The organism is Nostoc sp. GT001 (assembly GCF_030382115.1).
Taxonomy (GTDB): domain Bacteria; phylum Cyanobacteriota; class Cyanobacteriia; order Cyanobacteriales; family Nostocaceae; genus Nostoc.
The window spans coordinates 2472093-2485016 of sequence record NZ_JAUDRJ010000003.1 but is presented as its reverse complement, the minus strand read 5'-3'; the positions used below and the strand labels follow the sequence as shown (position 1 = coordinate 2485016).

At 43.4% G+C, this 12924-nt stretch carries 6 protein-coding genes and 1 pseudogene; 4 read left to right on the top strand and 3 right to left on the bottom strand.

Annotated features, from left to right (window positions below; genetic code table 11):
- Positions 1-175: 175 nt before the first annotated feature.
- A pseudogene (locus tag QUD05_RS13490) lies at positions 176-3793 on the top strand (response regulator).
- A gap of 175 nt (positions 3794-3968) precedes the next feature.
- Here QUD05_RS13490 and QUD05_RS13485 read toward each other — a convergent pair.
- Positions 3969-4643 carry a Uma2 family endonuclease gene (locus QUD05_RS13485; protein WP_289796498.1) on the bottom strand — a complete coding sequence of 225 codons (675 nt, stop codon included), beginning with the start codon at positions 4641-4643 and terminating at the stop codon, positions 3969-3971.
- A gap of 702 nt (positions 4644-5345) precedes the next feature.
- Positions 5346-6362, bottom strand: a complete 1017-nt coding sequence (locus QUD05_RS13480) for a ribose-phosphate pyrophosphokinase (RefSeq protein ID WP_289796496.1) — start codon at positions 6360-6362, stop codon at positions 5346-5348.
- Between the two features lie 1372 nt (positions 6363-7734).
- On the opposite strand from QUD05_RS13480, the gene QUD05_RS13475 reads away from it, so the two are divergent.
- Positions 7735-9519 (top strand): serine/threonine-protein kinase, encoded by a 1785-nt coding sequence (locus QUD05_RS13475; protein WP_289796495.1) that lies wholly within the window; start codon positions 7735-7737, stop codon positions 9517-9519.
- Positions 9488-10177, top strand: coding sequence for a dethiobiotin synthase (gene bioD / locus QUD05_RS13470; RefSeq protein ID WP_289796494.1), 690 nt, complete (start codon positions 9488-9490; stop codon positions 10175-10177). The genes QUD05_RS13475 and bioD overlap by 32 nt, the downstream gene beginning before the upstream one ends.
- A 274-nt stretch (positions 10178-10451) precedes the next feature.
- Here the strand turns inward: bioD and QUD05_RS13465 are convergent, their stop codons facing one another.
- Positions 10452-11348 carry an ATP adenylyltransferase family protein gene (locus QUD05_RS13465; protein WP_289799959.1) on the bottom strand — a complete coding sequence of 299 codons (897 nt, stop codon included), beginning with the start codon at positions 11346-11348 and terminating at the stop codon, positions 10452-10454.
- A 292-nt stretch (positions 11349-11640) separates the two neighbouring features.
- On the opposite strand from QUD05_RS13465, the gene QUD05_RS13460 reads away from it, so the two are divergent.
- Positions 11641-12903 carry an HhoA/HhoB/HtrA family serine endopeptidase gene (locus tag QUD05_RS13460; RefSeq protein ID WP_289796493.1) on the top strand — a complete coding sequence of 421 codons (1263 nt, stop codon included), beginning with the start codon at positions 11641-11643 and terminating at the stop codon, positions 12901-12903.
- Positions 12904-12924 lie beyond the last annotated feature (21 nt).

The following is a 12924-nucleotide window of genomic DNA, read 5'->3' as shown; positions in this document are numbered from 1 at the left end:
TTTAAATTAACGTTACATTTATAAAAAAATAAGGATACAAGTGGTAATAGTTGGTATGCAAAAAAAACTATGCATATCTTAACATGAATTAAATATCCTCCATTTATTTGGGATAGCCAAAACATAATCAAAATAGTCTCAAAAACAGAAATAATTAGAAAACCTGTTTGGAATAATGTTGAACCGTTTGAAGATTGGAACCAAGATTGGAGTAAGTTTTGCTTTGAGTTTGGCAACTCTGACCACCATTGGTCTAATCTCCTATCAAAGCACCAATGAGCTAATTGAAACTTCGGGCAAAGAAAGCCATACTTACCAGGTGTTAAGTCAGCTTGAAGACCTCAACTTGCAACTGACAAATGCTGAGACTGGGCAACGCGGTTACATTATTACTGGAGAACAGCGCTATTTAGAACCTTATAACGCTGCTATTCAAGTACTGAATCAAAAAGTTAGGGAACTTCAAAGGTTAATGGGAGATAACCCCAACCAACAAAATCGGCTTAATATTTTGCAGCCGTTACTAACCGAGAGAATGGCTGTAATGGAAGAAGTCATAGAGCTACGGCAAAGCCAAGGCTTAGAAGCTTCTCAGAAAGCTGTTCTCACAGACCAGGGTAAGCAGCTGATGGATAATATCCAGAAAGTTATCCAGGCGATGAAAAATGAAGAGAATGCACTGCTAAAACAGCGGTCTGAGAAAGCACGAGCAGCTGGTCGGCAAACTCTCGCCAGCATAGTTTATAGTATTCCCTTCTTTTCTTTGCTCTTAGCTTTGATCGGCTTCACCTTGACCAGACATATTTCAGTACCGCTGAAGCAAGTTTCTGATTTGGCAGAAAAAATGGCGGATGGGGATTTATCGGTAAGTTTACCAGATAGCGATCGCCATGATGAAATTGGTGTTTTAACGCGCACCTTTAACCAGATGATCGTTAATCTGCGAAATACAACTCAAAAAAATGAGGAGCAAAACTGGCTCAAATCTAACTTAGCTGAATTTACCCAGATGCTCCAAGGGCAAAGAAATCTGGAAAGCGTTTCTAATCTAATCTTGTCGAATTTAGCACCACTAGTTGGGGCATCACAGGGCGTTTTTTATGTAATGGACTCCATCAACGACCAGCCTATATTGAAGTTGTTGAGTGGTTATGCTTACAAAGAGCGGAAAAACTTGGCAAATCAGTTTCGCTTAGGTGAGGGACTGGTGGGACAATCAGCCCTAGAAAAACAAAGAATCCTCCTCACGGAAGTTCCCAATGACTATATCCGCATCAGTTCCGGTTTGGGAGAAGCACCACCGTTAAACATTATTGTTTTGCCCATATTATTTGAGGGACAGGTAAATGCTGTTATTGAACTTGCCTCTTTTGGGTCTTTTAGTGAGTTACACCTAACATTTCTAGAGCAATTAAGTGAAAATCTGGGTGTATTTTTAAATAACATCGCCTCACAATTGCAAACACAGCAACTACTTGAAGAATCTGTTGCTTTAACAGAAGAACTGCAAACCCAGCAAGAAGAACTACAGCAAAGCAATCAACGCTTGGAAGAACAGACGCAAGAACTGGAAGAATCACAATTTCTTGTCAAGCAATCTAACGAAGAATTGCAACAACTAAATGAGGAACTAGAAGAAAAGGCAGAATTGTTAGAAGTTCAAAATCGAGAAGTGGCCCGCAAGAACCAGGAAGTTGAGCGGGCGAGGAAGTCTTTGGAAGAAAAAGCCCAACAACTGGCCTTGTCTTCCAAATATAAGTCAGAATTTCTGGCGAATATGTCCCACGAGCCTGCGGACACCGTTAAATAGCCTATTAATTTTAGCAAGGCTGCTGGCAGATAACTCTCTTAACAACTTGACCGACAAACAGGTAGAGTACAGCCGGACTATTTATTCGGCTGGGACTGATTTGCTGGAATTAATCAATGACATTCTCGATTTGGCAAAAATTGAGTCGGGTACTATGTCGCTCGATATTGAGCAAATTGCTCTTGCAGATTTGGAGACATCTCTAGAGCAGACTTTCCGGCAAGTTGCCCACAATAAAGAAATCAGTTTTACTATCGAACGGGATGAGAAGTTACCCCCGACAATTTATAACGACTCCAAACGTCTGCAACAAGTGCTGAAAAATCTCCTAGCTAACGCCTTTAAATTTACAGAACAGGGAGGCGTGAAGTTACAAATATTCCAAGTTGATAATTCCACGATTGCTTTTGCCGTCAGCGACACGGGCATAGGCATTCCAGCGGAAAAGCAGAAGGTTATTTTCGAGGCATTTCAGCAAGCAGATGGCACAACTAGCCGCAAGTATGGCGGGACTGGCTTGGGCTTGTCCATCAGCCGTGAATTAGCTCAACTGTTGGGAGGGAGAATTGAACTACTCAGCCAACCAGGACAGGGAAGCACCTTCACCCTTTACTTGCCCAGGCAACAGGAAAAGCATAGCCCAAATATCACCACACCACCCCTTGAGCCTATCCGCACAGCATCGACCATAAAAGAAGTATCACTGGTGGAAAACAGACCCCCAACTGTGGACATCTCTCCATCAGTGAAAGTACTTCCTAGCTTACCCCACGATATTCCAGATGACCGGGAAATAATTCAATCGGGCGATCGCATTTTGTTAATTATCGAGGATGACGATAAATTCGCCCGTATTTTACTAGATATGGCACGTCAGCAGGGTTTTAAAACGATTGTTGCTTTACAGAGCAAACAAGGTCTAGCACTGGCAGAACAGTTTAAACCCAATGCGATTATGCTAGATATCCACATGCCAGAAATGGATGGTTGGACGGTGCTGGATCGTCTGAAGCATAAACCAGATACCAGACATATACCAGTACACATACTTTCTGTTGATGAAAGACAACAACGGGGATTACAGCTAGGAGCGATTACCTATCTCCAAAAACCCGTGTCTCCAGAAGCCATAACTCAGGTATTAACTGAGATTAAAGGTTTTATTGAGCGTCAGGTAAAAAATCTCCTAATTGTAGAAGATGATCCCGTACAAGCCCAAAGTATTATCGAACTGATTGGTAACGGCGATGTCCAGAGTACAGCAGTGGGTACGGGGGCAGAAGCTCTCTCAATTTTGCGATCGCATCACTTTGATTGTATGGTACTGGATCTTGGTCTGCCCGATATGAGCGGGTTTACCCTAATTGAGCAGATAAAACTTGAACCCAAGCTTTTGAAACTACCGATAATTGTTTACACCTAAGCAAAGAACTCAGCCGACAAGAAGAAACCCAGTTGCGGGGACTTGCAGAGACAATTATTATTAAAAATGTGCGATCGCCAGAGCGGTTGTTAGACGAAACTGCCCTATTTTTGCATCGGGTGCAAGCAAACTTGCCCACACCAAAGCGGCAAATGCTAGAGCAACTACATCAAACTGACCCGGTGCTGGCTAATCGGAAAATTTTGATTGTAGATGATGACCTGCGAAATATTTTTGCCCTGACTAGCTTTTTAGAAAGTTATCAAATGCAAGTGCTGTTTGCCGAAAACGGCAGAGATGGTATAGAGAGACTGCAAGCTAATCCTGAAATTAATATAGTTTTGATGGATATCATGATGCCAGAAATGGATGGTTACGAAACCACCCGCGCCATTCGCAAGATACAACAGTTTCGCTCACTACCAATCATTGCTTTAACAGCCAAAGCCATGCCAGGGGACAAGGAAAAGTGCATCGAAGCTGGAGCCTCTGACTACATCACCAAACCTGTAGATACTGAGCAACTGCTTTCACTACTCCGGGTTTGGCTGTATCGTTAAGGAAGTAGAGAGTAGGGAGTCTCTCGTTCCCATGCAGAGCCAATCCACGTTATAAAACTAAATTACGTTAGCGCAGCGTAAAGCCTTCGGCATGGCTTCGCTTAGAGCGAGTCCGCGTACTCTGTAAGAGTTGCAAACTACGCTTTTAGTGTCTCGTAGAGAGCGTCATTACGAATTATTTTAACTTTTGCATAAATTCTTGATGTTCAATGGCAGCTAAACCTGCTTGCAGGACAGATAACACCATTGCCATTTCTCCTGACAGCAAGGCAGGTATCGACAACCACAACCCTGGAAACACCTGAGAGCGAATAATTCCTTGCTCATCGGTTGGTAGCGAAACATACTCGTCTGCTTGCAGCCTAAACCAATCCAACTGATTATCTAATGTTCGCCAGACAATATACTCCTGTACTCCATTCCGTCGATAGGTGCGTTTTTTGTCATGTAAATCGATAGCTGCACTGCTTGCTGCCACTTCGATCACCAGTTCGGGTGCGCCTTGGATATAATCATCCTCACTAATCAATGCCTGTCTGCCGGGAATGAATAGTACCGCGTCAGGCTGTGGTTCATTATCCGGATCTAAACGCACTGTGGGTTCAATTCCCAGAACAAGGCCAGGCGTTGCCGTTTTATAATTCCACAACCACCCGATTAAATCTCCATGTGGTTCCCCATGACTTTTAATTCTGAGTGGGGATGCCATGATATACACAACTCCTTCAACCAGTTCAGCTTTTCTTAAATGCGGCATTGCCTGATAGCGCCGCTCAAATTCGCAGCGAGATAAGCGATCGCCATTTTCCAGAGGTAAAACTGAAATTACTTTTTTAGGAGTTGCAACCATCCTTTTGTCCTCTTTACACAAATTGTCCAAACTGAATCAAAATATTCTGATTTGGCAGTGCTGCATCCATTTTACTACCGCACATCAAAAAGCTCTTGTGCAGCGATTGATTAGGGGTGCTTTCGCCCACAAGGGACGTTAGTGTTGGCGTAGGCGTTGCTGAATTAAGGGATGATTCTTGTGGGGTGGGCATCCTGCCCGGAAATACAAGGGACGGGCAAGATGCCATTGGTGTCAACTTAAGCCAAAAACTATATCAGACAGGCGTTTTGCAAATCCCTCACCCCCTCATCCCCTAATATCATGTCCGCCAAATTACCCATAATAAAATAACCCCACCCCCAACCCCCTCCCCGCCTGCGGGGAGGGGAGACAAAGCACAGCTTTGGCGGGGTGGGGTTCTTCGGGTTTAATAAGCAATCAAGCGGACATGATATAACCCCTTCTCCCTTGGGAGAAGGGGAATTTAATGTCTAGCTCCCCTCTCCCAAGGGAGAGGGGCTGGGGGAGAGGGCAAAACGTTTTCACCAAGCAGGTTTCAGGTTAAATTGACACCAATGGCAAGATGCCCATCCCACAAAAATAGTAAAATCATCCCGCAAATATGCAACCCCTTGGCGTAATAACTAAAAGCAAAAGCCCACACTGACCGCTTGAACGGTTACAGTGGGGGCAATTTACGCCAATAACACGAATAACAGTCTAGCGGAACATACTACTAACTGAAGTATCTTCATGAATTCGCCAGATAGTTTCTCCCAACAGATTAGCTACTGACAGCACCACTAGTTGTGGAAAACGATTGCTTTCTGGTATGGGAATGGTATTGGTGACAATGACTTCCTCAAACAAGCCACTAGACAACCGCTCCATCGCTGGTGGAGAGAATACCGCATGAGTTGCACAGGCATATACCTGACGCGCTCCTTCTTCACGCAGTAATCGCGCTCCTTCTGCGATCGTACCCCCGGTGTCGATCATGTCATCTACTAATACTGCCGTTTTGCCTTTAACATCGCCGATGACATTTAACACTTCTGCAACATTATGGGCCTGACGACGTTTGTCAATAATCGCCAGTGGAGCATCACCCAGTTTTTTTGCAAATGCCCTAGCTCTTGCTACACCACCAACATCGGGAGAAACAACTACCAAGTCTGGCAGCTGTTTGCTTTCTAGATAATCGAGCAGGACTGGTGAACCATAAACATGGTCAAAGGGGATATCGAAATAGCCTTGAATCTGAGCTGAGTGTAAATCCATTGCTAGAACGCGGTTGGCACCGGCTTCGGTGATCAAGTTCGCAACTAGCTTGGCGGTTATTGACTCTCGTCCTGCTGTTTTGCGATCGGCACGAGCATAGCCGTAGTACGGAATTACTGCCGTTACCTGTCGCGCAGAAGCTCGACGACAGGCGTCAACCATAATCAATAATTCCATCAAATGATCGTTGACGGGTTGACAACATGGCTGGATTAAATAGACATCACAACCCCGAATCGATTCTTGGATTTGAACGTAAAGTTCTCCATCCGCAAATCTTTTGCGAATCATTGGCCCCAAGTCCATGCCCAGATAACGAGCGACTTCTTGAGACAGTTGTAAATTGGCAGAGCCAGAAAACAGCCGCAGGCGATGATTATCGTTCAGTCCTGTTGCAGATGGTTGCACTTTGAAAGTTGCAGAACTGAGCACAGCAGATCCTCTATGTGCATTCATAGCAATATTATCATTAGAGATTTAATAGATTTAACCAAGAAATAGCCTAAAAAAACATCTGTAAGTTTTATTGAAGCTTCCATACAAAATTTAAACATTTTTGCATAAAATTATTATTCGCTAACTATCTAGTTTTCTTGGCAAACAAGCTATTGATAGCTTAACTGACATCAAGTTAATGCACTAGGTCTATAGTTCAATTTTTTGGTTGAGGTAAATAACCCTAATCGCTTAAACATTATTGGTGTGGTAGGTTCTTTTAATTACCTCATTGATAGCTGATAGTAAAGCATTGACAACTTTAATGATATTAAATAGTTTGTCCTCACACAGTATAGCATCTATCACTAAGTAGTCAAAGGGTAGCTTATTACTCTATGACTTACGCATTGACAAAAATGACAATCATAACAAGCCTAGAAGAGGCTAGCAGTGGACAAAATTAATCCACATACAAGGACGTTTTTAGATAAAGTTTGCATAAATGTTAAATAAATATTAAATAAAGATATTTTTTTAAACTAAAACATTACTCAAAAAAAATAATCCCATCTAAGTAAATTCCTGTAAATATTTTTACTTAAAAGTTTTTAATTAAATCTAGAAAAGTTGTTCAATATCAATAATATTGTAAATGTTGAACCTGAACCTGAGCATCCTGTCAAGTGTAATATCATGTCCGCTTGATTGCTTATTAAACCCGAAGAACCCCACCCCGCCAAAGCTGTGCTTTGTCTCCCCTCCCCGCCTTCGGGGAGGGGGTTGGGGGTGGGGTTACTTTATTATGGGTAATTTGGTGGACATGATATAAGCTACTAATTGTCTCTGAATTAGTTAGCATCCGTATAGCTGCCGGGATAAAATTAGTACTGTTGGGTTTGCTCTAATCTTTGGGTGGTTGCGATCGCTCTAATTGGTGCAGCAATAACTGCCTCTGCCCTGNNNTTCAAAGGAATGATAATTTGGGATGTTGGGGCGATCGCCGCTCGAATAAATTTGGGAAATAGCCGAATAGTAGAAAAATTGACAAAATCAAGATTTTTAGTGCTAAAGGAATCATTCTTGATCTTNGATTCTGAATTCTGCATTCTTCTCCAATTTCCCCAAGAATTGATTGAAAAACAGAAGAGTGATTTGTATAACCTGGATTATCAAGTTAATTTTGCATATTTCAAAATCTCTGGTTTTTCTAGGAAGAAAAATTGAATGGGAGATTGGGCACTCTGAAGTTATAGAGTAGGAAAAACCTTACTCTGGTAAAGTCTACTTGTTGAGTATAGTAGAATATTGCCGCAGGTAACTGTCCGTCGCCTCTTGGACTTAATCTTTGTGGGTGATCTCCTCAGTTGCTACTACACTCAATCAACCGATCATGCAACCACCGATTACAGTTGGCACTGTCTTGCAAAACCGTTACCGCATAATTCAAATTCTCGGACAAGGAGGATTTGGTAGAACCTATCTGGCAGAAGACCAGAGGCGCTTTAACGAACTTTGCGCGATCAAGGAATTGAATTCAACAGCAAGGTCGGCTTTGGATTGGGAGAGGGCACAAGAGCTTTTTCACCGAGAAGCTGCCATTTTATATCAAATCGAACACCCACAAGTGCCGAAATTCCGGGAAAGATTTGAGCAAGACCAACGCTTATTTTTGGTGGAGGACTATGTTGCAGGTCAGACGTACCGCACTCTGCTGGTTGAACGTCAAGCTGTGGGTAAAACTTTCACAGAGGCCGAAGTATTGCAGCTGATAGAGTTGTTGTTGCCTGTTTTAGAGCATATTCACAGTCGAGGAATTATTCATCGAGATATCTCGCCAGAAAATATTATTTTGCGAGATAGTGATGCTAAACCTGTGTTAATTGACTTTGGGGTGGTGAAGGAACTGGCAACGCGTTTACAATCGCCAGATAGTCCCATACCAGAAACCACCGTGGGAAAATTAGGCTACTCTCCCAGCGAACAAATGCAAACAGGGGGAGCTTATCCTAGTAGTGATTTGTATGCATTAGCGGTAAGCGCGATTGTTTTGCTGACTGGTAAAGAACCAAAGGATCTATTCGATCAAAACCAACTAACTTGGAATTGGCAACGGTGGGTAAAAGTGAACCCGCGATTTGCTGTAGTGTTGAATCAAATGTTGAATCATATACCGAGCGATCGCTATCAAAGTGCTGCTAGTGTATCTCAAGCTCTACAACCTTTACACGAAGTCAGTCTTCCGAATGTAAATGTGTCTAACTTGCAGACAATGGCAGTTAGTCGTCGTCCTGATTTAGTAGCACCAACAGTTTCACCCAAGAAACCCGATCCTGTGATTCCACCAAGTCCCACCAACTCAATTTTGGATAATCCCTTAGCGATCGCCGCAATTGCCATTGGTGTAGTGATCGTAGCAGGATTTGGTTCTTGGGCACTAGTCAGTTCCATCCGCAGTCAGTCGAAAACATCAGATCAGACGCTTCCACAAAATTTCCCTTCACCAGTAATTTCTGGTGGTACTACATTCACACCGACGCCAACACCAACACCAACACCAACACCCACACCAACACCCACACCAACACCTACGAACCAACCTGTTGTATCTACTAAGCGCCTCAAGCTTACAACATCTAACCCGATCGCGGTTGAAGGTACTCTCAAAGCAAATCAAATCATCCAGTACAGCTTTTTTGGGCGAGAAGGTACTAAATTAAACACGTTTATTGACCCAGGAAGCAGCATTCTGCTAACAGTCTTAAGTCCCAATGGACAACCAATTGAGAGTACTGCCCAACAAGTCACATTTTATCAAGGCACATTGTTGGTTACTGGTAGATATACTATTGAGTTAACTCTGCTTTCAGGAGTTGCCGAAAGCAATTACAATCTCAATGTTGCATTAGAAAAACCAGTCAACCCAACACCGACAGAGACACCTTTGCCACTTCCTACAGAAACACCCTTGCCAACACCGACAGAGACACCCTTGCCAATTCCTACAGAAACACCCTTGCCAATTCCCACAGAAACACCTTTGCCAATTCCCACAGAAACACCTTTACCAATTCCGACGATTACTGAAGCGCCAACTTTGCCGCTGCAGCTGATGAAACACAACCATTTTCTGGCCAAAGAAATTAATGTTAAATACACTACTGATTACTGGAACTGATACGGAAGCTGGTAAAACTGTTTTAACAACAGCGTTAGCAGCTTATTGGCAAAAATATTACCCACAGCGTCGCTGGGGAATCATGAAACCGATTCAATCGGGGATTGGCGATCGCGAGTGGTATCAAAAGCTATTTGCGCTAGAACAATCTGCTGAAGAAATTACACCTTTATACTTTCAAGCACCTCTGGCTCCTCCCATAGCAGCAGCACGGGAAAATCGCCGAGTAGATTTAGCAGTAGTTTGGCAAGCTTTGTCTAAGTTGCGATCGCAGCGTGATTTTGTGCTTGTAGAAGCCTTGGGAGGGTTAGGTTCGCCAATAACTGAGGAATTAACGGTAGCTGATTTGGCGGGGGAATGGTGTTTACCAACAGTATTGGTAGTACCAGTGAGATTAGGTGCGATCGCTCAAGCAGTGGCAAATGTGGCATTAGCTAGACAATCGCGCATCAATCTCAAAGGCATTGTTTTGAACTGCGTACAACCCCGAACAGATGCAGAAATAGCCGACTGGACACCATTTCAATTGATTCAATCACTCACTAACACGCCAGTTTTAGGCTGCTTACCCTATCTAGATAATCTGACTGATTTAGATAAACTTGCTCAAATAGCATCAGATTTAGATTGGGAAACACTAACACTTGAGAATGATTAAATTGGGGCAGGAGGCAGGGGGCAGGGAGCAGGGGAGCAGGGAGCAGGGGAGCAGAGGAAGGGAGTAAAACTTTTTTTATGAAAAGTAGCGGTGAAGCTTGGGATAAACCTAAGTGGAATCAGTAGGGGGGCATTGATAGCGCCTTTGAGAATCCGTTTCTGGATTGCTTAAGAATCCCCATCCGCCTATGCGGTGGGGAGTATCAAGGCTGATTTTCAGTCCTGCATTTTGTACCGTATCTAATTGAAAACTGCTGTATATCCCACGAACTCAATTAGGATACAGCAACATTTTTGAGGATAGTCATCGGCCCTTGGGTTTTGAGAATCTCCATTTCTGCTGCGTTTCGTACCAGCAGGGCACCAGCAAATCCTAATGAATTCACAGAGATGGATTGGAAATGCTCCTGCGATCGCGGTACTATTAACATCCATTCTCGTGTTGCTAGCAGATTGTAAGCACCAGATTGCTTGTCATCTAAACCTACAGCGTGACGCAAAGTGTGATAAATTTCCAGTGTTGCTTGGACCCCTGCAAATGGCGATCGCACCCAATTAGAATTTAATGGTGCGAAAGCATGTACAAAAGGAAGTTTTGCTAAAGTTGCGTTCGAGTTCTGAAATTGTGCTGATATTAGTAAAGGTTCAATCGGTATTTGCAACCCTGAAGGGGCAAGTGGTAGGGGTACTAATTGTAAGTGCTTGTGTCGCTGACTAGCACCTGCGATTTTGCTACTGTTGTAAAATGCTAAACCATCGAAATCAGCTAAACAGGCCCACATAGCCGTAAAATCTTCCAGAGTGAGTAAGCTTTCTTGTTCCTCGAAACCACGGGTGATGATTAGCAGATGATAATCTACAACATTGAATTTATTTAAAATACATACATGGGTATCGGAGATATCCGCCACAAATAAATCCTCTTCGTAGGGCAAAAAAGGATTAAACTCTTCACCAGAAGTAGCAGATTGTTTTTTCTGTTTATCCTTCGCTGCTTTTTTGCGATTCAGGTTAGACAAAATCCGCACCAAAAAGCGCACGCCATCCTGTTCAACAAATTCAAATTCTGTCGGAATTGAGAGTAGCGCCCCGCATTGCAAAGCATATTCAGTTCGTTCTTTAACACTTGTCCATAAAGTGTCAGGTTTAAGTAAGATTTCCCCCTGTGCCATTTTTATTCCTTCAGGCATGATGAAGAGTTCTGAGTGCTGAGTTGAAAGACCGCCCACAAGGGATCTTGCTCAAACCCAAGTACATAAATTACTGAGTAATTTTTAATTTACTCAGGACTCAGCAATGAGTTTGCTAAAGAGTACGCAGCGCTGTCCGTCTCTACGAATGACTATATTCCAATACGGTTCAATAAAATACCAAAGCTTTCACAACAATGCAATACCTTCGCAACAAAACTGTCACAAATTATATCTACATTAGTAATACATCTAAATATCTTTCCAGACAGCAATGCAAAACGAATCTCGCGACAGAGAACACCCATTAAATAGCATTTCACATAACACTGCTGATGCCAAATACCGTAATCAAGCACCCTGGAAAAAGGCTGCCGCCTCTCTATCGCTGGTGCTGCTGGGATCAGGTATGACATTAGCAGGTGGCTATATGGCTGGACATTCTCGGCAGATGTCTGAGAGTGCATCTAATTTGGCAGTTAGTCGAGTCAATGCCGCTTCTCCATTACCAGCCGCCACAGATCCTAATTTTGTAACACGGGTGGTGCAAAAGGTCGGGCCAGCAGTAGTACGGATTAACTCTTCCCGAACGGTAAGAAGTCGGATACCAGATGAATTCAACGATCCGTTTTTTCGCCGCTTTTTTGGTTCCCAACTGCCACAATCAGGAGAAAGGGTACAACGGGGTACTGGTTCAGGTTTTCTCATCAGTGCCGATGGTCGGATTCTCACTAACGCCCATGTCATAGATGGTGCTGATACAGTGACAGTAACACTCAAAGATGGGCGTACCTTGGAAGGTAAGGTGTTAGGAAAAGATGAATTAACCGATGTCGCTGTTGTTAAGATTCAGGCAGAAAATCTACCTTCAGTAGCTTTAGGGAACTCAGATCAACTGCAACCGGGAGAATGGGCGATCGCGATCGGCAACCCCCTTGGACTAGATAATACAGTAACTACCGGAATCATCAGTGCCACCGGACGCAGTAGCAATCTAATCGGTGCTGCCGATAAGCGAGTAGAGTATATTCAAACTGATGCAGCGATTAATCCTGGTAACTCCGGCGGTCCCCTGCTAAATTCTCGTGGGGAGGTAATTGCCATGAATACAGCTATAATCCAAGGGGCACAAGGATTAGGCTTTGCTATTCCCATCAACACAGTACAACGCATTTCCAGCCAACTTATCGCTACAGGCAAAGTAGAACATCCTTATCTGGGAATTCAGATGATGGGGTTAACGCCTCAACTAAAACAAAATATCAACTCAGATCCCAATAGCGGTTTGAGTGTAAATGAAGATAAAGGTGTATTAGTTGTGAAAGTTGTGCCAAATTCGCCAGCCGCTAAAGCAGGGATACGTGCTGGTGATGTGATCCAAACCCTTGGTGGTCAAGCAGTCACAGATGCCAGCAGTGTCCAAAAAGCAGTAGAAAATAGCCAAGTCGGGGGCGATTTACGTATGGAATTACGTCGCAATGGGCAGAGTCTTAACATAGCTGTGCAACCTGGTGCTTTCCCCACGCAAGTGCAATAAAAGTTTTGCTATCAAAAGTCA

Excerpts from the sequence above, each read along its gene's own strand:
- QUD05_RS13485 (WP_289796498.1), bottom strand. The coding sequence starts at position 4,643 with ATGGTTGCAACTCCTAAAAAAGTAATTTCAGTTTTACCTCTGGAAAAT.
- QUD05_RS13480 (WP_289796496.1), bottom strand. The coding sequence starts at position 6,362 with ATGAATGCACATAGAGGATCTGCTGTGCTCAGTTCTGCAACTTTCAAA.
- QUD05_RS13475 (WP_289796495.1), top strand. The coding sequence starts at position 7,735 with ATGCAACCACCGATTACAGTTGGCACTGTCTTGCAAAACCGTTACCGC.
- bioD (WP_289796494.1), top strand. The coding sequence starts at position 9,488 with ATGTTAAATACACTACTGATTACTGGAACTGATACGGAAGCTGGTAAA.
- QUD05_RS13465 (WP_289799959.1), bottom strand. The coding sequence starts at position 11,348 with ATGGCACAGGGGGAAATCTTACTTAAACCTGACACTTTATGGACAAGT.
- QUD05_RS13460 (WP_289796493.1), top strand. The coding sequence starts at position 11,641 with ATGCAAAACGAATCTCGCGACAGAGAACACCCATTAAATAGCATTTCA.